Genomic DNA, 24,402 nt, shown 5'->3' with positions numbered 1-24,402 from the left:
CGGAATCTCCCCGACGTACCCCGCCCCATTCACCCCATGTCGCCCCGTCGCGGCCCAGGTCGGCGCCGCGGGCGGTGGTCCCGGTGTCGGTGGCGCGTGCGAGGATGACGAGAAAGCGCTGGCCGGTACGGCGGTGGTGGCAGGCGGGACGAGCCGAAGGGATCCGACGGACGTGAGCGAGAATCAGAACCTCCTCGCCGAGCAGCGCCGCGCCCTGATCATCGACGAGGTCCGTCGGCGCGGCGGCGTCCGGGTCAACGAACTGACCAGGAAACTCGGCGTCTCCGACATGACGGTCAGGCGTGATCTGGACGCGCTGGCCCGGCAGGGCGTCGTCGAGAAGGTGCACGGCGGAGCGGTCCCGGTCGTCGAGGCCAGCACCCATGAGCCCGGTTTCGAGGCCAAGTCGGGCCTGGAGCTGACCGCCAAGGAGGACATCGCGCGCGCCGCGGCTCCGCTGGCCGCGCCGGGTACGGCGATCGCGCTCTCCGGTGGTACGACGACGTTCGCGCTGGCCCAGCAGCTGCTCGACGTACCGGACCTCACGGTGGTGACCAACTCGGTGCGGGTGGCCGATGTCTTCCACGCCTCGCAGCGCGGTGCGGCGTCCCGGCAGGGGGCGGCGACGGTGGTGCTGACCGGCGGTGTGCGCACGCCGTCGGACTCGCTGGTGGGTCCTGTCGCCGACCAGGCGATCGAGTCGCTCCACTTCGACGTGCTGTTCCTCGGGGTGCACGGGATAAGCCCGGAGGCCGGCCTGTCCACGCCGAACCTGGCGGAGGCGGAGACGAATCGGCGGCTCGTGCAGTCAGCGCGGCGGGTCGTCGTGGTGGCGGACCACACCAAGTGGGGGACGGTGGGGCTGAGTTCGTTCGCCTCGCTCGACCAGGTGGACACGTTGGTGACGGACGGCGGGTTGCCGGTCGAGGCACGGGCGGAGGTCGCCGAGCACATGCGGCTCGTGGTGGCAGGCGAGCCGGAAGCAGAGGCCGAGGCGGAGGACGGTACAGACATCTGACGGTGCGCCAGTTATGGTGGCCGGGACCGGTCACGTACACCTGGAGCGCGTCAACTCGGCCACGGGCGGCGCCCGTTGGGTCGAGCGCCGGGTCCGCCGATTCAACCGTTGGGGGCTGAACCTTCATGGCACGCCGTCTTCTCCCCGTCGACCTCGACTTCGTCGACAGTGCGCCGCTGCGGCTCGTGTTCGCCCGTGAGGTGTCGGCCTCCCCGGACGCCGTGTACCGGGCGCTCGCCGAGGATGTCGTCGGGTGGCCCCAGTGGTTCTCCGCGGTGACGCTGGCGCGGCCGTTGGACGGTGGGGCGCGGCGGGAGGTCCGGCTCAAGGGTGGGACGCGGTTTCTGGAGACGATCGTCGCCGCGGAGCCCGGTGAGGTCTACGCGTATCGCGTTGACGAGACGAATGTGCCGGGGCTTCGGGCGATGGTGGAGGAGTGGCGGGTCGAAGGGGTTCCCGGTGGGGGGTCTCGGGTGCGGTGGACGTTTGCGGTGGATGCGGGGGCCGCGGTGCGGGTGGGGATGAAGCTTGGGCGGGGCGGGTTGGGGAAGGCGTTTCGGGATGCGGTGGGGGCGCTTGACCGGAGGGTGGCTTCGGCGGCGGCGTGATGGTGCGGTCGACCGGGGTGGACGCCTCGGGGCTCTGCCCCGGACCCCGCTGGCTCTCGTCGAAAGTGCGGGGCTTGAAAGATCGGGGCTCTGCCCCGGACCCCGCGCCTCAATCGCCGCAGGGGCTTGAATTGCTCGGCCACTCTCCCGTTTCCAGCAAGCGCGTGATCGCCTCCGCGTACGGGGTGATGTCCAGGGACTGTTGCCGCAGCCAGTCGTCCGAGTAGTACTTGTCCAGGTAGCGGTCGCCCGGGTCGCAGAGGAGCGTCACCACGCTGCCCGTGCGGCCCTCCGCCACCATTTCCGCGACGATCTTGAGGGCGCTCCACAGGCCCGTACCCGTCGAGCCGCCCGCTCTGCGGCCGATGGCCGACTCCAGGGCGCGTACCGCCGCGACGCTCGCCGCGTCGGGGACCTTCATCATGCGGTCGATGGCGCCGGGCACGAAGCTCGGTTCCATGCGGGGACGGCCGATGCCCTCGATGCGGGAACCGCAGTCGCTCGTCGCGTCGGGGTTGTCGGTCGTCCAGCCCTCGAAGAAGCAGGAGTTCTCAGGGTCCGCGACGCAGATGCGGGTGTCGTGCTGCATGTAGTGGACGTAGCGGGCGAGCGTCGCGGAGGTGCCGCCGGTGCCCGCCGTGGCGACGATCCAGGCGGGCTCCGGGTAGCGCTCCAGCGCGAGTTGGCGATAGATCGACTCGGCGATGTTGTTGTTCCCGCGCCAGTCCGTGGCCCGCTCCGCGTACGTGAACTGGTCCATGTAGTGGCCGCCGGCGCGAGAGGCGAGGGCCGCGGACTCCGCGTACATCGTTCGCGAGTCGTCCACGAAGTGGCACTGGCCGCCGTGGAATTCGATCAGTCGGCACTTCTCGGCGCTGGTCGTACGCGGCATCACCGCGATGAAGGGGACGCCGATCAGCTTCGCGAAGTACGCCTCCGAGACCGCCGTCGAGCCGCTCGACGCCTCGATGACGGGGCGGCCGGGACGGATCCAGCCATTGCACAGGCCGTAGAGGAAGAGCGAGCGGGCCAGACGGTGCTTGAGGCTGCCCGTGGGGTGCGTCGACTCGTCCTTGAGGTAGAGGTCGATGCCCCACTGTTCGGGGAGCGGGAAGAGCAGCAGGTGGGTGTCGGCCGAGCGGTTGTTGTCCGCCTGCACCTTGCGTACCGCTTCTTTGAGCCACTCACGGTAGCCGGGGTCCGTGTGGTCGACGTCGAGCGTCGGCAGGGGGCCGGGCGCCGCGCCCTCGCCCGTGGGTCGGCCTTGTTCCGTGGTGCTCACCGCTTGGCTCCTTCTCGTCGTGTCCGACCGTCGTTCCGCGCGCCGGTCCGGAACGCCGACGGCAGCCGGACACCACGATCATAAGCACCTTGCGCACGCTTCTCACCTGCATAAATGCATCTTTGAGCCTCTCAAAGGAACGGCTGGGAGGGCGGCGGAACACGCGCCCGGGATGCCGGAGCATCCGGGAACGTACGTGCGAGGGGGCGCACACCGAAGGTGCCCCCAGTGCTTCACAGCGCGTCCACAAGTGCACTGGTGCTCCTGGCCAGGTGCGTGCAGACTGCACCGCAGACACGCACTCGAGGGGGCGAAACGGCATGGCGGAGCCTGAGTTCACGGCGACGGGCGTGCGCATCGGCCGGCGCCTGCGATCACTGACCCGGGCGGGACAGGTCCGGATCACGGGCGGCAGGCTGGAGTTGCTCACGAGCTACGGGAGCGAGATCGACAGCGCCCCGTTGGGTGAAGTCCGGGCGGGCAGGCCGTGGTTCGGCGCCGAGGACCGGGCGATGGCCGCCGTGGACGGGCGGCGCTATCTGCTGCGCCTCGGCGGACAGGGCGGCACCTCGGGACCGCCCGCGGCCCGGCGGTTCATCGAGGCCGTCCGCGCCGCCACCTCGCGCACCGGATAGCACCCCACCCCGCAGCGGACAGCCGGCGAAGTTGCACGCCCACGCCTCCTGAGTAACGCTGGTCACACATCACTACTCAGGGTTTACCGGCGATAACGCTGCGAACCAGCCCGCCGGACACGGAGCGGGCAGTCCTGTCACAGCGCAGTCGCACCGCTCGATCCGTTTTCGTCTTCTTCCGGACTCAATTTCGGGGAGTCGTAGCCGTGATCAGCCAGCCGAACAGGCATTGCACGGTGGAGCTCCAAGCCCTGCCGTCGCGGATAGGTCAGGTCCGCAGAATCGTATCGGCGCAGTTGCGCTACTGGCATCTCGATCCGTTGATCGAGATGGCCGCGCTCTGCGTCACCGAGCTTCTGACCAACGTCCACCGGCACGCCGAGCCGGACAAACTCTGCACCGTGGAGATCGAGCTGCTCAGCGGCACGCTCACCGTCTCGGTGCACGACCACGACCCGAGGCTCCCCGAGGTACGGGACGCCGACCCCCTCGCCACCTGCGGCCGCGGACTCGCGATGATCGCCGCGGTGAGCGAGAGCTGGGGCGTACGGGCGCAGGGCGAGGGCGGCAAGGTCGTCTGGTTCGCCCTGCCGGCCCCCGCCCCGGCGATGGCCATCGCGCCGTACCCGGTGTACGCGACGCATCCCGCGCACCGCACGGACACGCACGAGCTCACGGTGTCCCCGCATGCTCCCGCCCGGTCGGCCGTCGCAGGCTGACCGGGCGGTGATCACCAAAGGTACGTCGCTCACTCGGTAGCTCACTCGGTGGCGATGGCCCGCAGTACGTCCAGGCGTGCCGCCCTGCGGGCAGGGCGCAGGCCCGCGAGGGCGCCGGCGGCGAGCCCGACGAGCGCCACGACCGCCAGCCGGCCCGGCGGCAGCGCGAACGCGAAGGCGCTGTCGCTCGCCCCGTCGGACGCCTTCACCAGCACCCAGCCGAGGAATCCGCCGAGCACCAGCCCGCCGGCCGTGCCGAACGCGGCGACCAGCACCGACTCCCAGCGGACCATCGCCCGCAGCTGCCCGCGGGTCTGACCGACGGCGCGCAACAGGCCCAGCTCACGGGTCCGTTCGTGCACGGCGAGCGTGAGGGTGTTGGCGATGCCGAGCAGCGCGATCACGACGGCCAGGGCCAGCAGCGCGTAGACGAGCGTGAGCATCATGTCGATGCCGGACGCCGAGGACTGCGCGTACGCGTCACGGGTCTGCACATCCGGATTGCCGTACGCCGCCGCGACCTTCTCGACCGCCTTCGTGCCGTCGGCCGTGGAGACGCCGTCCTTGAAGGTGACGGAGACCAGCCTGTCGGCGTCCTGCGTACGGTGCGGTGCCCATGCCTCGCGAGAGATCACGTAGTCGCCCGCGAGCTCGGACTGTCCGTAGACGGCGCGGACCGTGAAGGGTTTCTTCTCGCCGTCGGTGAAGGCGAGGCGTGCCGTGTCGCCGACGGCGAGGTGCTGCTGGTCGGCCTCGGCTCGGGTGATCGCGATGCCGTTCTTCCCGAGACCGTTCATCGAGCCGGTGACCGTACCGAGGTCGAAGGCGTTCGCGAGGGCGGCCGGGTCGGTGACGGTGAGGGCGCGGCCCTTGCCTTCGACGTCGGCGACGCCGCTGCCGAGGCCGACCGCCGTGGCCACCTCGGGCCGCTCGGCGATCGCGGGCGCCAGCTTCGGGCTGAGACCGCTGCCGCCCGCGCCGAACGACGGGGTGGAGACGGCGACGTCGCCCGCGAAGGAACGGTTCACGGTCTGGTCCATGGTCGCCTTCAGCGAGGCCCCGAAGACGGTGAACAGGGAGACGACCGCGACACCGATCATGAGGGCGCTCGCCGTGGCGGCGGTGCGCTTCGGGCTGCGCAGCGCGTTGCGCCTCGCGAGCCCGCCGGTGACACCGCGCAGCCGGTCGAGCGGCGCGCCCAGGGCCCGTACCGCGGACGTGGACGCGACAGGGCCGAGCACGATGAACGAGGCGAGGGCCAGCACGGCGCCGACGCCCGCGAGGGTGATCGACGGGGACACCAGGACGCCTACGAGGGTCGCCGCGATCGCGGCCGCGCCCAGCACACCACCGAGGACGGCGCGGCGCCGCGAGGCACCGGAGTCGTCGACGGCGCTCTCGCGCAGGGCGGCCAGCGGCGCGGTGCGCCCGGCGCGCAGGGCAGGCAGCAGGGCCGAGCCGACGCACACCACGATGCCGACGGCCAGCGGCAGCAGCATGGAGAGCGGGCTGATCACCAACTCGCCCTCCGGGAAAGGGAATCCGATGGCGGGGAACAGTGCGTGGAGCCCGGCCGCGATGCCGATGCCGCCCGCGAGCCCGGCGGCCGAGGCCACCACGGCGACCGCGGTCGCCTCCACCAGGGTCGCCGCCGCGATCTGTCGCCGGGCCGCACCGAGCGCCCTCAACAGGGCGTTCTCGCGGGCGCGTTGGGCCACGACGATGGCGAAGGTGTTGTGGATGGAGAAGGTCGCCACGAGCAGCGCGACGCCGGAGAACACGAGCAGGAAGGTGGTGAACAGGGTGAGGAACTGGCCGGAGATCATGTCGGTGTTCTCCTGCGCCGACTCCTCACCGGTGATCGCCTCAACTCCCTTGGGGAGTCGGCCACTCAGGGAGTCGACGAGCTCCTGCTGGCCGACTCCGGGTCCGGCCCGCACCTGAATGGTGGACGCCTCCCCCGGCTTCGGGGTGAGGTACTTCTCGGCGTCGGCTCGAGTCATGCCGGTGAAGGTGGTCTGCGCCATGCCGTCCTCACCGCCGAAGGTGGCCAGGCCCACGATGGTGACCTTCACCGGGTCGGGCGTGCGCAGCGTGGTCGTGTCACCGACCTTGAGGTCACCCAACTTCGCGGCGCCGCGGTTGACGACGACCTCGCCACTGTGCCGCGGCGCGTGCCCCTCGGCCAGCCGGTACGCGTTGAGCTTCGGGTCCTCGATCCAGTTTCCGGCGAGGGTGGGCGGGCCCTGGCCGCCAATGGGTTTGCCGTGGGCGTCGACGAGCTGGCCCGCGCCCTGGATGTTCGGCGCCGCCGCGGCGACGCCCGGCACCTTCGCCAGATCGTCGGCGAGCGAGGCGTCCACCGGGCGGCGGGTGCCCTGGCTCTCGCCGGGGGTGGTGATCACGCTGCCGGAGCGCACGACGGCGTCGGTGCCGCTGCTGGCGCCCGCGAACATCGAGTCGAAGCTCGCGCGCAGGGTGTCACCCATGACGAGCGTGCCGGCGAGGAACGCGACGCCGAGCAGAACCGCGCCGAACGTTCCGGCGAAGCGCCGCTTGTGGGCGCGCAGCGAGGTGCGGCTGAGGCGTACGGAGGCGTTCATGACGAGCCACCGCCTTCGGTGGGAGGAGGGCCGTCGAAGGCCTTCATCCGGTCGAGGACCCGGTCCGCGGTGGGCCGTTCCATGCGGTCGACGAGGCGGCCGTCCGCGAGGAAGACGACCTCGTCGGCGTGGGCGGCGGCGACCGGGTCGTGGGTGACCATGACGACCGTGCGCGAGGCCTGGCGGGCCGCGTCGCCGAGGAGGCGGAGCACCTCGCCGCCGGATCGGGAGTCGAGGTTTCCGGTGGGCTCGTCGGCGAAGACGACATCGGGCCGGCCCGCGAACGCCCGTGCCACGGCGACGCGTTGCTGCTGCCCGCCGGAGAGTTCGGCGGGCCGGTGGTGCAGCCTGTCGCGCAGCCCGACGACATCAACGAGCGCGTCGAGCCACTCGCGGTCGGGGCGCTCGCCCGCCAGGTCGATCGGCAGGGTGATGTTCTCGGCGACGTTCAGTGTCGGTACGAGGTTGAACGCCTGGAACACGAAGCCGATGCGGTCGCGCCGCAGCAGGGTGAGGCGTCGGTCGTCGAGGGAGCCGAGGTCGGTGTCACCTATGTACGCGGCCCCCTCGGTGAGGGTGTCGAGACCTGCCGCGCAGTGCATCAGGGTCGACTTTCCGGAGCCGGACGGGCCCATGATCGCGGTGAACCGTCCGGCGCGGAAGCCGACGCTCACGCCGTCCAGGGCGCGGACGGCGGTGTCCCCGGAGCCGTACACCTTGACGGCGTTGTCGACGCGCGCCGCGAGGGTGGTGGGGGTGAGCGTCGTGGCGGTGCTCATGACGCGCCGCCCTTGCCGGCCTTGCGGTCGGTGCCGGTGCCTGTGCCGTAGTGGCCGAACTCCTCGTTCAGTACGGTCAGTCGGCGCCAGTACTCGTCCTCGTCGATCTCACCGGCGGCGAAGCGCCGGCCGAGCACGGCGATCGGCGAGTTCTCGTCGAGGCGGGGGCGAGGGGCGCCGGGGCCGGGGCCCCACGGTCCGCGCCGGCCGCGCCAGACGGTGCGGCGCAGCAGGGTGACGACGCCGACGATGACAGCCGCCCAGATCAGCGGGAAGAACAGGATCCACGGGCCGGGGCCGTTGCCGGGTCCGAATTCCGCGAGGGTCTGCATCCGACTCATCTCCTCTTGTTCCGGTGGCGCCGGGCCGGTGTGCCGGGCGTCCACGTGTGGTGATGACTCGAGCGTCCCGCCGGGAGGGGGTCCGGGTCGTCGTACGGCCAGCGGCACTGTGCGTACCTCCGCGGGAGTACGTGAGCGGTGTGGGACTGCTCCTGGGCGCCCGGCCGACCCTGATGTGTGTCAGGGGCCGGGTCGGGGGCGACTCCGGGGCGGCCCCCATGGCGCGCCGGCACCGCCCGGCTGGAGGATCAGATCGTGACGACTCCGAGACGAGACACCTTCAGCCGCCGGTTCGTGTTCAGCGGCCTCGGCCACCGGCTCGCACCCTTGGTGTGGACCACCGTGGTCGTGGCCATGATGGCGGCGCTGCTGGCCCCTCGGGACACCGACCCGGAGCTCAGCCAACTGTCCCTCACCGTCAGCGACTTCGCGGCGCTTGACCGCGGTGGGCCGATCGAGACCGCCATGGCCTCGCTCGGCGTGGTCTCGCTGCTGCTCCTGGTGGTGGCGAGGAGGCGGCTCGCGGCGATGCGCGGGCTGCCGTCCGTGCTGCTGGCCGTCTGGGGTGCGGGCCTGGTGCTCGCGGCCGTGGTACCGACGGACCCGCTCACCACGCAGCTGACCGGTTCCGCATATGTGCACCGCTACGCGTCCGTCGCGGCGTTCGCGGCGCTGCCGGCGGGGGGTCTTGTGCTGGCGGGACGGCTCGGCTCCGCGGCGGGGCGTACGGCGCGGTGGTTGCGTGTGCCGGCCCTGCTCGCGGTGGCCGGGGCCGGGGTGATGGCGTATTCGGCGGGGCCGGGGGGCCGGGAGCTGATCGGGCTTGTGGAGCGGGTGATGCTCGGGTGCGAGGTCGTCATGCTGGGCGTGCTCGGCCGGTACGTTCAGGGCATGGTGCCGGACAGGAGTGGACTTGAGGGCGGGCCTCAGACGATGCAGCCGATGCATCCGACACAGGCGACGCAGGCGACGCATTGAATCTGTAACTACTGGTATGTACGGTTGATGTCATGGCGACCACTCAGGATCGACTGATCGAGACCACTCGCGAGCTCCTGTGGGAGCGCGGTTACGTGGGCACCAGCCCGAAGGCGATCCTGCAGCGCGCGGGTGTCGGCCAAGGCAGCATGTACCACCACTTCACCGGGAAGCAGGACCTGGCGCTCGCCGCGATCCGGCGCACCGGGGACGAGATGCGGACCGCGGTCGACCGGCTGCTCGACGGCGGCGGTTCGGCGCCCGAGCGGATAGCGGCGTATCTGCTCCGCGAGCGTGATGTGCTGCGCGGCTGCCCCGTCGGGCGGCTGACGATGGACCCGGACGTGATCACCAGCGACGAGCTGCGGGCACCGGTCGACGAGACGATCGCGTACGTCGAGAGCCGGATCGCCGATGTGGTCCAAGAGGGCGTGGACAGCGGCGAGTTGGCGGCCCACCTGGTGCCGCGCGAGATCGCGGCGGCGGTCGTGGCGACGGTTCAGGGCGGCTACGTACTGGCACGGGCATCGGGCGACACGGCGGCATTCGACGCGGGGGTGCGCGGCCTGCTCGCACTCCTGGTCACGCCCTCGACGACTTCCCCGGCCTCGGCGCCAAGGCGTACCTGATGCGGGTACGCGGCGTGGACGGCTCACCGGTGAACCAGTACGCCCCGTTCTACCTGTGGAGCACGTCGGCCGGTATGAACGCCTCCCCCTGGGGCCCCGGATTCCAGGGCATCGTCGCCGACTTCGGGCGTCCCTTCGTCCAGAACAGCGTCCAAGGCGACCTGGAGCCGGTCCAGTTGGGCGTGGTCGACGCGCACGACCACGCCTTCTTCCGCAGCCCCGCGCTGCCGGGCCAGGAACTGGACGACGCCGAACGCGCACGCCAGGAGCTGGAGGCGTACGCGGCCGTGGGCGGCGGCGCCGTGGTGCAGTGGACGCCGTACGGCCTGGGCCGGCAGGCCGGGGAGCTGCCCACACTCGCCGAGTCGACCGGAGTGCGCATCGTGGCGGCGACCGGCATGCACCAACTCGCCCACTACTCCGAGGCGTTGGTGTCGGCACGACGCGCCGACCTCGCCGAGGTCTTCGTACGCGAGCTCACCGACGGCATCGGCGACAGCGGCGTATGCGCCGGCCTGATCAAGGTCGCCGGCGGCTTCCACGCGCTCGACTCGCACGCCCGCTGGACAATGACGGCCGCGGCCGAGGCGCATCACGCGACCGGCGCCCCGATCGCCGTCCACCTGGAGCTGGGCACAGGCGCGCTGGACGTACTCGACCTGCTGTGCGAGGAGTTGGAGGTGCCCGCCCACCGTGTCATCCTCGGCCACCTCAACCGCTCCCCCGACTTCGTCACCCAGCGGGAGGCCGCGGACTCCGGTGCGTATCTGGCCTTCGACGGCCCCTCGCGGGCCAACCACGCCACGGACTGGCGAATGCCGGACGCCCTCGCGGCACTGGCCGACGCGGGCCACGCGGACCGACTCCTGCTCGGCGGCGACACCACGGCCTCCGGCGCCCGCTCGGTGAACGGCGGCCCCGGCATGCCGTACCTCCTGCGCCGGATCCGCCCGCGCCTCGAAGCGGTGCTGGGCGAGGGGGCGGTGGAACGCATCCTGGTGGACAATCCGGCACAGGCGTTCTCGGTCGAGTGGCGATGATTCGAATGGATGAGGGGTGCGCGATGGTCACGGGCGTTCTGGTCGGTGAAAGCCTGCGCGCGGGCTGCGAGTTGAGCGGCGTACCGCTCACGCTGACCAGGTTGCGACGAGTGAGCGGAGCCGGCGTCACTCCCGGCCAGCCGGCCGAGTGGACCCTGCTCGACTTCGAGGCCACGGACCAGGACGCCGCGCCCTTGGCGGACGCGCTTTCGTATTGCCTGTCCCCGGAAGGCGGCTGGTACGCGGACTTCCGCAGCGACACCGACGTCTACGTCGTCTTCGCCGGGCACGTGTGTCACTACCCGCGCGGGGAAACGGCGGGGCGCGAGGCCGCGCAAGCGTATGCGCGGTCCGTCGGGGTGCCGGAGGAGCAGATCGACTGGGGCGAGTGAAAGCGGGCCGCGCCACGTATTGCACTGGTCGATCCAAAACCGATAGCGTTCCCGTATGGCCCGACCGAGGATGTTCGACGAGGAGCGGGCCCTGGACGCGGCGATGCACGCCTTCTGGGAGAACGGCTATGAGGCCACCTCCACCCAGGACCTGTGCACGGCCACCGGTCTGGGGCGCAGCAGTATCTACAACACGTTCGCCAGCAAGCACGACCTGTTCACGCGCTCGCTGACTCGTTACATCGAGCGGATGACGGCGGACCAGATGGAGATTCTGGAGGATGCGGAGCAGGCGCCGATCGACCGGATCCGGGCCTTGTTCGCGAGGACCGTCGACACCGAGGCCGGGACCCGCAAGGGCGGCCACAGTCGCGGCTGCCTCACGGTGAACACGACCGTGGAGTTCGCGGGGCGCGATCCCCAGGCGGCGCGCCTGGTCGAGCGGGATCTGGCCATTCGGCTCGCCGCCCTGCGGTCCGTGATCACGGCCGGGCAGACCGACGGTTCGATCACCTCGAAACGGCCACCGGAGGAACTGGCGCGCTTCCTCAACACCGTGATCGGCGGGATGCGTGTCGCCGGGCAAGGGGGCGCCGACCGCGCCACCCTCGAGGCAACGGCGAACATCGCCCTGGACGCCCTCACCGGCTGACCCGCACCCCCACTCCCGCACCACGACCCATGCCACTCCCACCCTCAGCCATGCCCCACTTTTGTACTGATCCATCCAAAACTAGCGTTCCTCGAAGGGACACCCATGCCACGCGCCGTATACGTCCTGGCCCTCGGCATTTTCGCCATGGTCACCAGCGAGTTCGTCGTCGCCGGTCTGATGCCGCAGATGGCGGACGGTCTTGCCGCGACGATCCCGCAGATCGGGTATCTCATCACCGCCTTCGCCACGGCCATGGCAGTCGGCGGGCCGTTCCTGACGGTCACCCTGCTGAAGGTGGCTCAGAAGGCGGCCCTGATGGTGTTGTTCGCCGTGTTCCTCGCGGGCAACGTGCTGGCCGCGACAGCGTCGACGTACGCGGTGATGCTGGGGGCGAGGATCGTCACCGGAGTCGCCTCGCAGGCCTTCTTCGGTATCGGTCTCGCGATGTGTGCGCAGCTCACCCGGCCCGAGGTGCGCGGCCGTGCCGTCTCCGTGGCACTGAACGGGCTGATGCTCGGCACGCTGCTCGGGCTCCCGCTGGCCACGTTCGTCGGCGACCGGTTCGGCTGGCGCGCCGCGTTCTGGGTGATCTCGGGGATCACGGTGCTCGCCGCGGCGGCGACGCTCGTCGGGGTGCCGGATGTGCCGAAGAGCGGGGGAGCCGGTCAACTGCGGGCGGAATTCGGGGTGTTCCGTTCGGCGCGGCTGTGGTTCACGCTGTCGACCAGCACGCTTGTGATCGGCGCGACGTTCGCCGCGTTCAGCTACCTGGGCCCGATCCTGACCGAGATCTCCGGGTTCGGCGCGGGCACCGTACCGCTCCTGCTGGTCGCCTACGGAGCCGCGACCGTCATCGGCAACACGGTGACGGGACGGCTCGCCGACCGGCACACCCTGACCGTGCTGCTGGCCGGGCTCGTCCTCAACTCCCTTTTCCTCCTGGGGTTCGCGCTGTTCGCGCACGTGAGTGCCGCGGCCGTGGTGTGCATGCTGGGCATCGGCCTGGTCGGTGTCACCATGAACCCGGCGATGGTGGTGCGCGTGCAGCGCAAGGGGAACGCGGGGGCGCTGGTGAACACCGTGCACTCCTCGTTCATCACGCTCGGCATCGTCATCGCCACGTCCGTGGGCGGTGTCGTCATCGACGCGTACGGGCTGCGGGCGCCGCTGTGGGTCGGCTTGGCGCTCGCCCTCGCCGGCATCGCCTCGCTCGTACCGGACCTGATGGCGCGCGGCAACAAGGCGGCGGGGCAGCGGGATCCGGTCATGGAGCCGGTCGGCGTCACCCCCCGCTGAGCGCCCCCAGCGGATCGTCCAGGACCGGTTGCCAGGCCAGTTCCGCCGCGCCCACCAGGCTGTTGTGGCTCAGTGTCGAGGCCAGGATCGGGACGCTGCCGCTGCGGCCCCACAGGCTGCGGTCCGCCACCACGGCGCGCAGGCGCTCGGGGTCGGCGTCGAGGAGGGTGCGGTGGAGGCCGCCGAGGACGATGCGGTCCGGGTTGAGGATGTTGACCAGGCCGGCGAGGCCGAGGCCCAGGCGGTCGATCAGCGCCTCGGTCGCCGCGCGGACGGCCGGGTCGTCCTTCGCCTCGGCCAGCAGGTCGCGGGCCTGGGAGAGGAGCGAGCCGCCGGGGTCGGGGGTGCGGCCCGCGGCGGTGAGGAAGGCGAGCGGGTCGGCCTCGACGTCCAGGCAGCCGCGGCTCCCGCAGTGGCAGGGGCGGCCCTCGGGGTTCACGGTGAGGTGGCCGACCTCGAGGGCGAGGCCCGAACTGCCGGTGTGGAGGTGGCCGTCGAGGACCAGGGCGCCGCCGACTCCCCTGTGGCCGGTCGCCACCAGCAGCAGGTCGCGTGCCCCGCGTCCCGCGCCGTGGCGGTGCTCGGCGAGCGCGCCCAGGTTGACGTCGTTGGCCGCGAACGCCGGGATGTCCAGCCCCGCTTCCCGTACGCAGTCGGTGAAGATCTGCCGCACCGGCGCGCCCACCGGCCAGGCCAGGTGGAGGGGGTTGAGGGCCGTGCCGTCGGGTTCGGCGACCGCGGAGGGGACGGCGAGGCCCGCGCCCACGCAGCGTCGTCCCGTGGAATCGAGGAGCCGGACGCCCGCCTCCACCACCGAACGCAGGACGTCCGCCGGGTCCGGGTCGATGATCTCGCAGCCCGGCGTGGTGGCGACGATGCCGCCGCCGAGGCCGACGAGCGCCGCCCGGTAGCCGTCGGAGTGGACCTGCGCGGCGAGGGCCACCGGTCCTTCGTCGGCCACCGAAAGGCGGTGCGAGGGGCGGCCCTGGGAACCGGACGCCGCGCTGGGCTTCGCGTCGATGCGGATGAGGCCGAGCGCCTCAAGCTCCGCGGCGACGGCGCCCGCGGTCGCGCGGGTCACACCGAGCTCGGCGGTCAGCACGGCGCGGGTGGGGGCCCGCCCGGTGTGGACGAGTTCGAGCGCGGGACCGAGCGCGCTGCGCCCCCGCTCCAGACGTGGTGGCCGCCCCGCCGTATCGCCCGCCGTGTGGCCCCCGGTCCCGGAGGCCGCCTTGCCGCCGCCCATCAGCAACTCCTCGCCCTGATCACGCTCAGGAATGGTAGCCGGTGAACGCCCCCTGGCCGATCCGTGCGCCCCCTCACGACAACCCGCTGACCCGCAACGTGATGTTGAGCCGCCCGCCCAGGCCGAGTCCGGGCGGCGCCGTCCCCGGCTCGGTCCTCGGCACCCCGTGGTACGCGAACCGCGCGTCGCCGCCGAACACGAACAGGTCCCCGCTGCGCAGCTCGACGTCCGTGTACGGCTTCGTACGTGTCTCGGTGTTGCCGAACCGGAAGACGCAGGTGTCACCGAGGCTGAGGGACACGACCGGCGCCGCCGACTTCTCGTCGCGGTCCTTGTGCATGCCCATGTGGGCGTCGGTGTCGTAATAGTTGATCAGGGCGATGTCGTACGGGTCGCGCTCGCACGACTCACCGTATGCGGCGGCGACGGCCCGTCGGCCGAGCGCCTCCAGCTCCCGCGGCATGGGCTTCACCGTCTCACCATCGCCGTCGACCGCGGTGCGCGCGTACCCGTACGGGAACCAGTGCCAGCCGAGGCCGAACTGCCGCACGCTCATCCGGCCCCCGCCCGGCAGCCGCACATCGCGCAGGCCGGCGGGCGGGCGCGACCACGTCCGGCACAGCTCGACCAGGTGGCGCTGCTCCCGCTCGTCGAGCCAGTCGGGGACATGGACGGCGCCGGGGGCGATCTCCGTGCGGTCGCGGGCGAACAGCTCGTTCATGGTTCCAGTGTTCCCGATGACTCCGCGGCTGTTCCCGATGGCACGGCGGCCGGGATGTCCCTCAGTACGGCCGGAGCTTCCCCTTCTCCGCCGCCTTGTCAGGTCGCGCGGCCGTGTCCTTCGGGTACGAGATGTGGTCCGGGTCGCCGTCGGACGTGTAGCGGGCGAGCTTCCCCGCGGCCAGCTGGTCGAGCCAGTGTTCGGAGCTGTAGTTCGCGTCCTTGCCCTTGGCGGGGGCCGAGCGGACGCGCGGGATGGCGGCCGGGTCGAAGGAGTCCGCGTACGGCGAGGGGGCCGGGTTCGCGCCGACGAGGTAGACGCCCCGGTTCTTGTACGCCGTGCCGGAGGCGCTGCCGGTCAGGGCGAGGTCGGCGGGCTCGGGCTGGATGCCGTACGGGAGGGCGAGGGAGCGGACGTCCGTGCCGGGGACGTCGCGCTCGATGGAGCGCTGCCCCTCGGCGATCTGGGCGCGCGCCTTGCCGGTGCCGCTCTGCGCGAGGTTGGCGTGGTCGAGGGTGTGATTGCCGATCTCGAAGCCGTTCTTGTTCAGCCAGGTCAGGGCCTTCTTCTGCCCGGTGGCGGCGAAGGCGTCGCCGTTCACGAACAAGGTGGCGCGGGCCTTGAAGCGCGGGTGCTCGCGGGCGACGGCGCGCAGGACGCCGACCGCGCAGTCGTCGGTGGGTTCGCCGTCGGCGCCGAGGCGGAGCTGGCTGTCGGTGGAGTCGTCGAAGGTGAGGACGACCGGGTGGGCGCCGGCCGGGATGTCGATCTTCCCCGTCTCGTACGCGTCCGCGGTCACGGGCACGTACCCCTCGCGCACAAGGCGTTCCAGTTCGGTGCGCAGTTCCTTGGGTGTCCGGTCGTACGCGCTCTTCGGGTGCTCGAGGATCTGGTGGTACATGAGCACCGGCACGGCGCCCAGCTCGTTGGCGTGCACCTTGTCCGGCGCCGGAGGTTTGGCCGGTTTCGCTGCCCCGGAAGGGTGTCCGGACGTCGGGGAACGGGAAGCCTGCCGGTCACCGGCGGGCTCCGGAGTCTTTCCCCCCTCATCCGGCGCAGCGCTCCCGGTACCGCCACAGGAGACCGCGGCCGCCCCAAGGACCAGAGCAGCTACGGCAGTTGTGCCGATCCGGAGAAGACGGTGAACACGAAGAAGACGGTGAACACGAAGAGCACGAGGAACGCGAAGAACGCGCAGAACACGAAGGTGACGCAGTAGACCACGACGCACGAGACCTCCTGGAGGATCTGCTGATGCGGCTCGACTGGAAGAACTGGCTCCGCTCCCCCACCTCCCCCACATCCGGTTCCGCTTCCGACCCCGGCGCCAGTGCTTCCCCGGCGGGCTTCCCACGCCGAAGGCCCGTCATCCTCGTCTGCGTACTGCTCGCACTGGTTCTCGCCATAGGCGGCACACTCTCGCTACGCGCCGCACACGGAACCACTCTGAACCTCGTCGGCCTCCCGAACGACGGCAAGCTGGGCGCGCAGGTGCTGCGCGCGGGAGAGTTCGAGGTGACCGGCGCCGAGGGCGACGAACTCAAGGGCACCAAGGTCACTCTCGACGGCAAGCCGCTGCGGACGCGGGCCGCGCACGACAGCGCAGGCAGCCTCTCCGTCGGCCTGGGCGACCTCAAGGACGGCACGCACGAACTGCGTGTCGTCCAGCCCGGTTCGTGGCCCACCGGCGACACCGAGGTCGTCCGAAAACTGACGGTGGACACCGAGGCACCCCGCCTCAAGGTGGCCGACACCAAGGCCGAGGGCTTCCAGCGGCCCGTCACGGTCAAGGGGACGGCGGCCGGCGCGCGGAAGATATCCGTCGCAGGGCACACGGCGAAGCCCGCGAAGGACGGCGCCTTCGCCGTCCGGCTCCCCCGCCCACCGGGACGTACGACGGTCACCGCGACCGACGCCGCGGGCAACACCGCCCGCCACGAGGCCGAACTCACCGTGCACCGGCCACTGTTGAAGGCCGTGCACGTCAGCGCCCAGGGCTGGGCCTCCGACGCGCTGCGGGGGCCGGTCATGAAGATGCTGAAGCAGAAGAAGATCAACGCGGTGCAGCTCGACATCAAGGACGAGCTCGGTGAGATCGGCTACGCCTCGAAGGTGCCCCTCGCCAAGAGCATCGGCGCCGCCAAGGGGTACTACGACGCGAAGAAGGCCATCAAGGAGATCCACGCCGCGGGCGGCACGGTCGTCGGCCGCATCGTCGCCTTCCGCGATCCGATCCTCGCCACCAAGTCGTGGAAATCCGGCCACCGCGACCGTGTGGTGCGGACTCCGGGCGGGGGTGCCTACAACGGCGGCAGCTACGGCCAGTTGTCGTTCACGAACTTCGCGAACAAGGAGGTCAGGAAGTACAACATCGATCTGGCCGCGGAGGCCGCGAAGCTGGGCTTCGACGACATCCTCTACGACTACATCCGCCGCCCCGACGGCCCGATGAGCAAGATGTCCTTCCCCGGCCTCGGTGACACCACGCCCGAGCGGTCCGTCGCCGACGTCGTCGGCGAGACCCGTGCCGCCGTCCGCAAGCACAACGCGTTCCTCGGTGTCTCGGTGTTCGGCATCGCCGTCGACCGGCCGAAGGAGATCGCCCAGGACGTCGGCCTGCTCGCGCAGGAGGCCGACTACATCGCGCCGATGATCTACCCCTCGCACTGGGCCGAGGGCGAATACGGCGTCTCCGACCCCAACTCCCACCCGTACCCGATCACCAAGCGCTCCCTCGCCGCCTTCGCGAAGAAGACCCGGCACACCGACGCGCAGATCGTCCCCTGGATCCAGGACTTCTCCCTCGGCGTCTCCTACGGCGACAAGGAGGTCCGCGCCCAACTCGACGCGGCCCGCTCCGACGGGATCAAGGGCTTCCTGCTGTGGAACCCGGGGGTTCAGTACCACGCGGGGGCGTTGGACTGAGGCTTCAGCTCCACTCCCCAGAGAGTTCGGCCCCACCCCCCGGACTTCACTATCCTGAAGAATTTCATCATGACCCTTGTCGTGGGCCTCGGCGTGCAGTTGAATCGTCGGTGAACAAGCCCGACCGACAAGGCAGGTACGTGCATGAGTGAGCTCAAGCCCGATGTGGACGCCCTCGTCGCCACCGTGGGACTTCAGGTCAGGGAGGCCCGCAAGCAGGCGGGACTCACTCTGGACGCGCTCAGCAAGTCGGCCGGTGTCAGCGTCGGCCTCATCAGTCAGGTCGAGCGGGGCAAGGGCAACCCGTCCTTCGCCACGCTCGCCCAGATCGCGCACGGCCTGGACATCCCCATCGGCCGCCTCTTCCACCTGGCGGACCAGGTCTCGCCCGTGGTGCGCCACGACGAGCGGCGGGTCCTCGACTTCCACGGCGCCGCCGAACTGACCGGCGCCCGCTACGAGTTGCTCACGCCGACCCTGAGCGGAGCGCTCGAGTCGATCTGGGTGGAGACCGAGCCGGGGCACGACACGAGCGACACCCCGTTCCGGCACAACGGCGAGGAGTTCGGCATCGTGCTGAGCGGGGTCAAGGACGTCTATCTCGACGGCGTCCGGCACCGCCTGTACCCCGGTGACTCCATCACGTACTCCAGCAGTGTGCCGCACTGGTACGCCAACCCCGGTGACGAGCCGGCCAGTTCGGTCTGGGTGATCACGCCGCCCACCTGGTGAGCCGCACCCCTCATCGAGCCCGACCCCTGGTGAGCCGCACCCCTTCTCACGCCTGACAACTGAAGACACCCCACCGGGCGCGCCCAGCACGGCGCGCGCCCGTCATCCGCGCACGCCCGATCCTCGACCAGCGAGGTGCCTGATGGCATCGCTTTTGCAGAGATCCCCCGCCCGTGTGCCGGTCTCCACCCGTCGTGCCCTGCTCGCCCTCGGCGGCGGCAACGCCGTCGAGTGGTACGACTGGATGGTCTACGGCCTGCTCGCCTCCTCCATAGGCCCGCAGTTCTTCCCCTCCTCCAATCCCCTGTCCTCCACGATGTCCGCGCTCGCCGTCTTCGCCGTCGGTTTCGCGGCGCGCCCGCTCGGCGCCGTCGTCTTCGGCCGGATCGCCGACCGGGCGGGACGCAAGTCGGTGATGCTCTTCTCGATCGGCTCGATGGTGGCGACCAGCCTGGTCATCACCGTGACACCCACCCATGCCGCGATCGGTACCTGGGCGGGCGTGATCCTGCTCCTGAGCCGGATCGTGCAAGGTGTCTCCACCGGCATCGAGGCCCCGCTCAACTCCACGTACGCCGTGGAACTCGCCCCCGAAGGACACACCGCGCGCTTCGGCGCGATCATGGGTGTGTACGTCCAAGTGGGCATCGTGGGCGCCTCGTTGGTGTGCTTCGGCGTCAGCTCCGTGATGAGCCAGGAGGCACTCGACTCCTGGGGCTGGCGCATCCCCTTCGCCATCGGCGCGCTCGCCGGAGGTGTCTTCCTGTGGCTGCGCAGGGCGCTCCCGGAGACGCTGGAGAGCACCGCGGACACCGCCGAGGAAGCGCCGTCCGGCGGTCCCTGGGCCGAGCTCGCCCGCCGCAAACTCGCCCTGCTCACCATCGTGTTCGTCGTCGCCGGCGCCCAGGCCATCAACTACACGTGGACGACGGGGCTGCCCAACCTGGCCCGCACCACCCACCACGAGGACAGCTCCTCCGTCTTCGCGATCACCACGCTCTCGGGTGTCCTCGTCGGGTGTCTGTATCCGCTGGTGGGCCGGATCGCCGACCGCTCGCGGATCTCCCGTACGTTCTGGATCTCACGGCTCGCCACGGCCGCGCTCGTCTTCATCGTCCTCGTGTACCAGGGCCGCGGACTCACCGGGTTCACCGTGGTGATGCTGGTCGGCGCCCCCGTCCTCGCGTTCACGATGGGCCTGTACAACACGGTCGCCGCCACGCTCATGCCCATGCACTGCCGGGTCACCGGCGTCGGGATCGGCTACGCCGTCGGCGTCGCGGGCTTCGGCGGCACCGCCCCGTACGTCCTGCTCTGGTTCCAGGACCACGGCGCGGCCGCCGCGTTCCCCGTGTACGTGGCCGTCCTGTGCCTGATCAGTGTGCTGCTGTACCGGCTCGCCTTCGCCCGCGGCGCGGTCCGCGCCGGCGACTGACCGCGGCCACCACCCTCAACGTAAGGACATCGCTGTGCCTGTAGTTCCCCCTGCCCTGACCGGCGAGCGCATCGCGCTCGAAGCGGTCGAGGCTCCCGTCGTCCAGCGCTCCGACGTCGTCGTCGTGGGCGGCGGACCCGCCGGTGTCAGCGCCGCCGTCGCCGCCGCGCGGACCGGCGCGAGTGTCACACTGCTCGAACGCTACGCGGCGCTCGGCGGCCTCGCCTCCGGCGGCATGGTCCTGGTGCTCGACGACATGATCAACGGCTCCGAGATCACCGTGACCGGCGTCGTCGACGAGTACGTGGAGCGCATGGCCAAGCTCGGCCTCGCCGTCTACCCGCCCGTCGAGGACCGCTACTCCTCGCCCGAGATGTGGGCCAAGTGGGGCCGCTGGGGCTCCTTCGACTTCCACCAGCACACCAACCCCAAGCCCATCTGCTACGCGGTCGCCTTCGACCCGGACGGCTGGAAGCGGGTCTCCAACGACCTGGTGCGCGAGAGCGGCGTCAACCTGCGCCTGCACAGCTGGTTCTCCCGGCCGATCGTCCAGGACGGCGCGCTCAAGGGCGTCGTCTGCGAGACCAAGCAGGGACCGCAGGCGGTCATGGGCGATGTCGTCGTCGACACCACCGGGGACATCGACGTCGCCGCCCGCTCGGGCGCCGCGCACACCAGCGCCGGTTACCTCACCACGCTCGTCTTCCGGCTCGGCGGCATCGACACCGACGCCGCCGAACGCTACGAGCAGGAGCACCCGCGCGAGGTCCGCGCCCTCAACCGCAAGATCAAGCGGATGCTGGGCGGCGCCTGGGAGCTGTGGTGGCTCAAAACCCCGATCCCCGGCGTGGTGTGGTGCAACTGCCCCCACATGACCGGCTTCGACGGCACCGACCCCGCCTCCCTCACCGAGGCCGAGTTCGAGGCGCGGGACCGGATCGCGAACGCCCTCGACACCATCCGCCAGGACCTGCCCGGCTTCGAGAAGGCGTATCTGCTGGACGTCGCCGAGCAGATGGGCGTACGGCAGACCCGCCTGCTCGAAGGCGAGTACGTGATGACGAAGGACGACGTCACCACGCGGCAGCACTTCACCGACTCGGTGGCCCGCGGGCGCGACTACTACTACCCGTACCGCTCGCTGCTGCCGCGCGGCATCGACCAGTTGATCGTGGCGGGCCGGCACTATTCGGCCACCCCCGAGGCGCAGCGCATGTCCCGTGAGATCCCGCCGTGCATGGCGATGGGGCAGGCGGCGGGGATCGCCGCGGCCACCGCCGTCGAGCAGGGCGTTCTCGTACGCGATGTGGAACCGGCCGTGATCCAGCGCCGGATGCGCGACCAGGGGGCCGACCCCGGCGACGTACCCGCCGAGAACGCCACGACCGCACAGCCTCTTGAGGAGTCCCTCGTATGACTGCCGCTCAGCCCTTGACGGGTGTCACCGTCCTCGACTTCACGCAGGTCTTCATGGGCCCGTCGGCGACCCAGCTCCTCGGCGACTACGGCGCCGACGTCATCAAGGTCGAGCGCCCGGGGACCGGAGACATCTCCCGCACGTCCATCCCGGACGAGGCCGGACTCGACAACCCGATCTTCCTGTCGATCAACCGGAACAAGCGCAGCATCGCCATCGACACCCGTACGACCGAAGGACTGGCAGCAGTACGGGAGTTGGCCCGCACCGCCGACGTCGTCGTGTCCAACTTCCGCGCGGGGGTGATGGAACGCCTCGGCCTCGGCTACGAGGACCTGAAGGCCCTGAACCCGCGCGTGATCTGGGCGTGCGGCACCGGCTTCGGCAGCTCGGGGCCGTACGCACACAAGGGCGGTCAGGACGCCGTCGCGCAGGCCTACAGCGGGGTGATGTGGCGCAGGCCCGCCGACGACGACCCGGTCGGCCTGTACGCCACCACGCTGTGCGACTACACGACGGGCATGCACCTGCTCCAGGGCATCCTGCTCGCGCTGCTGCACCGCGACCGCACGGGAGAGGGGCAGCGGGTCGAGGTGTCGATGTACGACTCGATGCTGCACATGCAGATGCAGGAGGCCTGCCAGCAGCTCAACAGGGGCGACGAGATCAACTGGGCGGCCATGCCGCTGACCGGCGTCTTTCCGACCACGGACGGCGCCGTCATCTTCGTCGGCGGCTTCCGGGACAACGCGCTGCACCACATCAGCATCGCCCTGGAACTGGACGAGGACCTGTCGCTCCGTCCCGAACTCGCCACGCTCGACCAGCAGTTCGCGGCGCGGCCCGAGCTCCAGGAGATCTTCCGCGCGGCGGTCGCGGGACGCTCCACCGAGTACTGGGTCAAGCGCCTGGAGGAGCAGGACATCCTGTGCGCACCGGTGCGCAGCCTCGCCGACGCGCTCGCCGACGAGCAGACCGCCGTCAACGAGATGATCGTCGAGATGCGGCACCCGGTGGCCGGCACGGTCCGCGCGCTGAACGCACCGATCAAGCTCTCGGCGGCCGAGGCGACGGTGCGGCGGGTGCCGCCCCGGCTCGGGGAGCACGGGGACGAGATCCTGACGCAGCTCGGATACGACGCCCAGCGGATCGCGTCGCTGCGGGAGCAGGGAGTGCTGCGATGAGCGACGACACGACACCTCCCGTGGACGAGATCCGCTTCGAGCGGGACCGGGACGGCCATGTCGCCCGCGTCACCATCGACCGCCCCGCCGTCCTCAACGCCCTGGATGCCAAAGCGACTTCTCGACTGAACGACATCTGGTCCGAGATCGAGTCCGACCACGCGATCCGCGCCGTGGTCGTCACCGGCGGCGGCCGCCGCGCCTTCTGCACCGGCGCCGACATGTCCGCCGACGCGACCCCCAAGACAGGCCTCGAATACTGGGCCGACCTCGACCCGAACGGCTTCGGCGGCCTCGGCCTGCGCACCACGCTCGACATCCCCGTCATCGCCCGCGTCAACGGCTACGCGCTCGGCGGCGGCATGGAGATGGTCCTCGGCTGCGACATCGTCATCGCGTCCGAGCACGCGCAGTTCGGCCTCACCGAGCCCCGCGTGGGCCGCATCCCGCTCGACGGCGGCGTGTTCCAGCTCCTGCACCGGCTGCCGCACACCCAGGCGATGGGCCTGCTGCTGACCGGGCGGCGCGCACCGGCCGCCGAGCTGCACCGGATGGGCCTGGTCAACGAGGTCGCGGCGGAGGACGAGTTTGACGCGACGGTCGAGCGGTGGGTGGACGACGTGCTCGCCTGCGCGCCGACGTCCCTGCGCGCCATCAAGCAGATGGTTCAGCGCGCGGGCCATCTGCCGCCCCGCGAGGCGCATGCGATGCGGCTGCCCGCGCTCACCGCCGCCCTCGACAGCGAGGACGGACAGGAAGGTGTCCGCGCCTTCCGCGAAAAGCGCAGGCCGCAGTGGCCGGGCCGCTGACACACCACCCCACGTACGACAAGGAGCGCTCGACATGACACATCACCTCGCGCCCGGCGTCTGGGGTGTGGTGGCCACCCCGTTCGCCGGTCCTTCGCTCGACGTCGACGAGGTCTCGCTGGCCCGTCTCGTGCGCCACTACGCGGACATCGGCACGAGCGGCCTCACCGTGCTCGGCGTCTTCGGCGAGGCCGCCCGGCTCGACGCCGCCGAACGCCGCCGGGTCCTCGACACGGTGGCCGCCGCGGTGGACCTGCCGCTCGTGGTCGGTGTCACCGCACTGTCCACGGCGCCCGCCGTGGAGGAGGCCGAGCAGATCCGCGCGGCGCTCGGCGACCGGCTCGCCGCGCTCATGGTGCAGGTCAACTCGCCGCGCCCCGAGGTGGCCGGCGAGCACCTTCAGGCCGTCCACAAGGCGACGGGCGCACCGATCGTGGTGCAGGACTACCCGGTGAGCAGCGGCGTGCGGATCACGACACCCGATCTCATCGCCCTCGTACGGGAGTTGCCCTCGGCGGCCGCCGTCAAGGCGGAGGCGCCGCCCACGCCCGCCGCCGTCGCCGCGCTGACCGAGGCGCTCGACGTGCCGGTCTTCGGCGGGCTCGGCGGCCTCGGCCTGCTCGACGAACTCGCGGCGGGCGCGGCCGGCGCGATGACCGGATTCTCCTGCCCCGAGGGCCTGTTGGCCTGCGTCAAGGCATATCGCGACGGCGGCTACGAGGCGGCCCGCGCGGCCTACCTGCCGAATCTGCCGCTCGTGAACTTCGAGGCGCAGGCGGGCATCGGCCTGGCCATCCGCAAAGAGGCGATACGTCGCCGGGGCATGATCGAGGCGTCCGGTGTGCGGCCGCCCGCGCCTACGATGCCCGCGGCGCTCCGCGCACAGCTGGACCGCCATCTGGCGGCCACACCAGGGGCGTTGGCCCCGGGGTTGGACGTCCGATGACGAGGGCCGTGA

General features: G+C 71.0%; 24 protein-coding genes. 17 read left to right on the top strand and 7 right to left on the bottom strand.

Annotated elements, in window-relative coordinates:
• Window positions 1–172: 172 nt before the first annotated feature.
• Window positions 173–1,018: a DeoR/GlpR family DNA-binding transcription regulator gene (locus ACIRHA_RS02135; RefSeq protein WP_403838862.1), complete on the top strand. Its 846-nt coding sequence runs from the start codon at window positions 173–175 to the stop codon at window positions 1,016–1,018.
• Between the two features lie 125 nt (window positions 1,019–1,143).
• On the top strand, window positions 1,144–1,626 hold the full coding sequence (locus ACIRHA_RS02130; protein ID WP_403838860.1) for an SRPBCC family protein: 483 nt from the start codon (window positions 1,144–1,146) through the stop codon (window positions 1,624–1,626).
• A gap of 109 nt (window positions 1,627–1,735) precedes the next feature.
• Here ACIRHA_RS02130 and ACIRHA_RS02125 read toward each other — a convergent pair whose 3' ends face one another.
• Window positions 1,736–2,908 (bottom strand): PLP-dependent cysteine synthase family protein, encoded by a 1,173-nt coding sequence (locus ACIRHA_RS02125; RefSeq protein ID WP_403838858.1) that lies wholly within the window; start codon window positions 2,906–2,908, stop codon window positions 1,736–1,738.
• Between the two features lie 320 nt (window positions 2,909–3,228).
• Between ACIRHA_RS02125 and ACIRHA_RS02120 the strand changes: the two genes are divergently transcribed.
• Both ACIRHA_RS02120 and ACIRHA_RS02115 read left to right on the top strand, forming a co-directional pair.
• Window positions 3,229–3,543: a hypothetical protein gene (locus ACIRHA_RS02120; protein ID WP_403838857.1), complete on the top strand. Its 315-nt coding sequence runs from the start codon at window positions 3,229–3,231 to the stop codon at window positions 3,541–3,543.
• Between the two features lie 206 nt (window positions 3,544–3,749).
• The gene (locus ACIRHA_RS02115) at window positions 3,750–4,262 is read left to right on the top strand and encodes an ATP-binding protein (RefSeq protein WP_403838855.1); all 513 of its coding nucleotides are present in this window, start codon (window positions 3,750–3,752) and stop codon (window positions 4,260–4,262) included.
• 41 nt (window positions 4,263–4,303) lie between these two features.
• On the opposite strand, the gene ACIRHA_RS02110 is transcribed toward ACIRHA_RS02115, so the two are convergent.
• From ACIRHA_RS02110 to ACIRHA_RS02100, 3 genes are read right to left on the bottom strand one after another with little or no spacing between them, the layout of a single operon-like run.
• Entirely contained in the window at window positions 4,304–6,865 is a 2,562-nt protein-coding gene (locus tag ACIRHA_RS02110) for an ABC transporter permease (RefSeq protein WP_403838853.1), read from the bottom strand.
• Window positions 6,862–7,644: an ABC transporter ATP-binding protein gene (locus ACIRHA_RS02105; protein ID WP_403838851.1), complete on the bottom strand. Its 783-nt coding sequence runs from the start codon at window positions 7,642–7,644 to the stop codon at window positions 6,862–6,864. The genes ACIRHA_RS02110 and ACIRHA_RS02105 overlap by 4 nt, the downstream gene beginning before the upstream one ends.
• Window positions 7,641–7,976 (bottom strand): SHOCT domain-containing protein, encoded by a 336-nt coding sequence (locus tag ACIRHA_RS02100; protein ID WP_403838849.1) that lies wholly within the window; start codon window positions 7,974–7,976, stop codon window positions 7,641–7,643. The genes ACIRHA_RS02105 and ACIRHA_RS02100 overlap by 4 nt, the downstream gene beginning before the upstream one ends.
• A 264-nt stretch (window positions 7,977–8,240) precedes the next feature.
• Between ACIRHA_RS02100 and ACIRHA_RS02095 the strand changes: the two genes are divergently transcribed.
• The 6 genes from ACIRHA_RS02095 (at window position 8,241) to ACIRHA_RS02070 (ending at window position 12,975) form a co-directional block, all read left to right on the top strand.
• Entirely contained in the window at window positions 8,241–8,963 is a 723-nt protein-coding gene (locus ACIRHA_RS02095; protein ID WP_403838847.1) for a DUF998 domain-containing protein, read from the top strand.
• A 32-nt stretch (window positions 8,964–8,995) separates the two neighbouring features.
• Window positions 8,996–9,592, top strand: a complete 597-nt coding sequence (locus tag ACIRHA_RS02090) for a TetR/AcrR family transcriptional regulator (RefSeq protein WP_403838846.1) — start codon at window positions 8,996–8,998, stop codon at window positions 9,590–9,592.
• On the top strand, window positions 9,592–10,632 hold the full coding sequence (locus tag ACIRHA_RS02085) for a phosphotriesterase (RefSeq protein WP_403838844.1): 1,041 nt from the start codon (window positions 9,592–9,594) through the stop codon (window positions 10,630–10,632). The genes ACIRHA_RS02090 and ACIRHA_RS02085 overlap by 1 nt, the downstream gene beginning before the upstream one ends.
• 23 nt (window positions 10,633–10,655) lie before the next feature.
• Window positions 10,656–11,024: a hypothetical protein gene (locus ACIRHA_RS02080; RefSeq protein ID WP_403838842.1), complete on the top strand. Its 369-nt coding sequence runs from the start codon at window positions 10,656–10,658 to the stop codon at window positions 11,022–11,024.
• 55 nt (window positions 11,025–11,079) lie between these two features.
• Window positions 11,080–11,676 carry a TetR/AcrR family transcriptional regulator gene (locus ACIRHA_RS02075; RefSeq protein WP_403838840.1) on the top strand — a complete coding sequence of 199 codons (597 nt, stop codon included), beginning with the start codon at window positions 11,080–11,082 and terminating at the stop codon, window positions 11,674–11,676.
• A 105-nt stretch (window positions 11,677–11,781) separates the two neighbouring features.
• Window positions 11,782–12,975 carry an MFS transporter gene (locus ACIRHA_RS02070; RefSeq protein WP_403838838.1) on the top strand — a complete coding sequence of 398 codons (1,194 nt, stop codon included), beginning with the start codon at window positions 11,782–11,784 and terminating at the stop codon, window positions 12,973–12,975.
• Here the strand turns inward: ACIRHA_RS02070 and ACIRHA_RS02065 are convergent.
• From ACIRHA_RS02065 to ACIRHA_RS02055, 3 genes are all read right to left on the bottom strand, one after another.
• The gene (locus tag ACIRHA_RS02065; protein ID WP_403838836.1) at window positions 12,962–14,221 is read right to left on the bottom strand and encodes an ROK family protein; all 1,260 of its coding nucleotides are present in this window, start codon (window positions 14,219–14,221) and stop codon (window positions 12,962–12,964) included. The two genes, ACIRHA_RS02070 and ACIRHA_RS02065, sit on opposite strands and share 14 nt — an antisense overlap.
• 73 nt (window positions 14,222–14,294) lie before the next feature.
• Entirely contained in the window at window positions 14,295–14,942 is a 648-nt protein-coding gene (locus ACIRHA_RS02060; RefSeq protein WP_403838834.1) for an alpha-ketoglutarate-dependent dioxygenase AlkB family protein, read from the bottom strand.
• Between the two features lie 61 nt (window positions 14,943–15,003).
• The gene (locus ACIRHA_RS02055; RefSeq protein ID WP_403838832.1) at window positions 15,004–15,879 is read right to left on the bottom strand and encodes a polysaccharide deacetylase family protein; all 876 of its coding nucleotides are present in this window, start codon (window positions 15,877–15,879) and stop codon (window positions 15,004–15,006) included.
• A 317-nt stretch (window positions 15,880–16,196) separates the two neighbouring features.
• On the opposite strand from ACIRHA_RS02055, the gene ACIRHA_RS02050 reads away from it, so the two are divergent.
• The 7 genes from ACIRHA_RS02050 to ACIRHA_RS02020 all read left to right on the top strand — a co-directional run bounded on the left by ACIRHA_RS02050 (window position 16,197) and on the right by ACIRHA_RS02020 (window position 24,390).
• Window positions 16,197–17,867: a putative glycoside hydrolase gene (locus ACIRHA_RS02050; RefSeq protein ID WP_403838830.1), complete on the top strand. Its 1,671-nt coding sequence runs from the start codon at window positions 16,197–16,199 to the stop codon at window positions 17,865–17,867.
• 144 nt (window positions 17,868–18,011) lie between these two features.
• The gene (locus ACIRHA_RS02045; protein WP_403838828.1) at window positions 18,012–18,599 is read left to right on the top strand and encodes a helix-turn-helix domain-containing protein; all 588 of its coding nucleotides are present in this window, start codon (window positions 18,012–18,014) and stop codon (window positions 18,597–18,599) included.
• A 142-nt stretch (window positions 18,600–18,741) separates the two neighbouring features.
• Window positions 18,742–20,034 carry an MFS transporter gene (locus ACIRHA_RS02040; protein ID WP_403838826.1) on the top strand — a complete coding sequence of 431 codons (1,293 nt, stop codon included), beginning with the start codon at window positions 18,742–18,744 and terminating at the stop codon, window positions 20,032–20,034.
• Between the two features lie 34 nt (window positions 20,035–20,068).
• Window positions 20,069–21,451, top strand: coding sequence for an FAD-dependent oxidoreductase (locus tag ACIRHA_RS02035; protein ID WP_403838824.1), 1,383 nt, complete (start codon window positions 20,069–20,071; stop codon window positions 21,449–21,451).
• Window positions 21,448–22,635 (top strand): CaiB/BaiF CoA transferase family protein, encoded by a 1,188-nt coding sequence (locus ACIRHA_RS02030; protein ID WP_403838822.1) that lies wholly within the window; start codon window positions 21,448–21,450, stop codon window positions 22,633–22,635. Before ACIRHA_RS02035 ends, ACIRHA_RS02030 begins: the two co-directional genes overlap by 4 nt.
• The gene (locus ACIRHA_RS02025; RefSeq protein ID WP_403838820.1) at window positions 22,632–23,444 is read left to right on the top strand and encodes an enoyl-CoA hydratase-related protein; all 813 of its coding nucleotides are present in this window, start codon (window positions 22,632–22,634) and stop codon (window positions 23,442–23,444) included. Before ACIRHA_RS02030 ends, ACIRHA_RS02025 begins: the two co-directional genes overlap by 4 nt.
• Window positions 23,445–23,478: 34 nt before the next feature.
• Window positions 23,479–24,390, top strand: coding sequence for a dihydrodipicolinate synthase family protein (locus ACIRHA_RS02020; protein ID WP_403838818.1), 912 nt, complete (start codon window positions 23,479–23,481; stop codon window positions 24,388–24,390).
• Window positions 24,391–24,402: the final 12 nt, after the last annotated feature.

Origin of the sequence: Streptomyces sp. NPDC102360, assembly GCF_044766085.1 — a bacterium.
In the GTDB taxonomy this organism is placed as follows: domain Bacteria; phylum Actinomycetota; class Actinomycetes; order Streptomycetales; family Streptomycetaceae; genus Streptomyces.
Note: the sequence above shows the minus strand (reverse complement) of the source record. Positions and strands in the feature narration are given on the sequence as shown.

What these genes read in the sequence shown, in the direction of transcription:
- ACIRHA_RS02040 (WP_403838826.1), top strand. Translation starts at nt 18,742, where the DNA reads ATGGCATCGCTTTTGCAGAGATCCCCCGCCCGTGTGCCGGTCTCCACC.
- ACIRHA_RS02120 (WP_403838857.1), top strand. Translation starts at nt 3,229, where the DNA reads ATGGCGGAGCCTGAGTTCACGGCGACGGGCGTGCGCATCGGCCGGCGC.
- ACIRHA_RS02090 (WP_403838846.1), top strand. Translation starts at nt 8,996, where the DNA reads ATGGCGACCACTCAGGATCGACTGATCGAGACCACTCGCGAGCTCCTG.
- ACIRHA_RS02105 (WP_403838851.1), bottom strand. Translation starts at nt 7,644, where the DNA reads ATGAGCACCGCCACGACGCTCACCCCCACCACCCTCGCGGCGCGCGTC.
- ACIRHA_RS02060 (WP_403838834.1), bottom strand. Translation starts at nt 14,942, where the DNA reads ATGAACGAGCTGTTCGCCCGCGACCGCACGGAGATCGCCCCCGGCGCC.
- ACIRHA_RS02080 (WP_403838842.1), top strand. Translation starts at nt 10,656, where the DNA reads ATGGTCACGGGCGTTCTGGTCGGTGAAAGCCTGCGCGCGGGCTGCGAG.
- ACIRHA_RS02065 (WP_403838836.1), bottom strand. Translation starts at nt 14,221, where the DNA reads ATGGGCGGCGGCAAGGCGGCCTCCGGGACCGGGGGCCACACGGCGGGC.
- ACIRHA_RS02085 (WP_403838844.1), top strand. Translation starts at nt 9,592, where the DNA reads ATGCGGGTACGCGGCGTGGACGGCTCACCGGTGAACCAGTACGCCCCG.
- ACIRHA_RS02100 (WP_403838849.1), bottom strand. Translation starts at nt 7,976, where the DNA reads ATGCAGACCCTCGCGGAATTCGGACCCGGCAACGGCCCCGGCCCGTGG.
- ACIRHA_RS02070 (WP_403838838.1), top strand. Translation starts at nt 11,782, where the DNA reads ATGCCACGCGCCGTATACGTCCTGGCCCTCGGCATTTTCGCCATGGTC.
- ACIRHA_RS02110 (WP_403838853.1), bottom strand. Translation starts at nt 6,865, where the DNA reads ATGAACGCCTCCGTACGCCTCAGCCGCACCTCGCTGCGCGCCCACAAG.
- ACIRHA_RS02030 (WP_403838822.1), top strand. Translation starts at nt 21,448, where the DNA reads ATGACTGCCGCTCAGCCCTTGACGGGTGTCACCGTCCTCGACTTCACG.
- ACIRHA_RS02075 (WP_403838840.1), top strand. Translation starts at nt 11,080, where the DNA reads ATGGCCCGACCGAGGATGTTCGACGAGGAGCGGGCCCTGGACGCGGCG.
- ACIRHA_RS02050 (WP_403838830.1), top strand. Translation starts at nt 16,197, where the DNA reads ATGCGGCTCGACTGGAAGAACTGGCTCCGCTCCCCCACCTCCCCCACA.
- ACIRHA_RS02020 (WP_403838818.1), top strand. Translation starts at nt 23,479, where the DNA reads ATGACACATCACCTCGCGCCCGGCGTCTGGGGTGTGGTGGCCACCCCG.
- ACIRHA_RS02045 (WP_403838828.1), top strand. Translation starts at nt 18,012, where the DNA reads ATGAGTGAGCTCAAGCCCGATGTGGACGCCCTCGTCGCCACCGTGGGA.
- ACIRHA_RS02130 (WP_403838860.1), top strand. Translation starts at nt 1,144, where the DNA reads ATGGCACGCCGTCTTCTCCCCGTCGACCTCGACTTCGTCGACAGTGCG.
- ACIRHA_RS02025 (WP_403838820.1), top strand. Translation starts at nt 22,632, where the DNA reads ATGAGCGACGACACGACACCTCCCGTGGACGAGATCCGCTTCGAGCGG.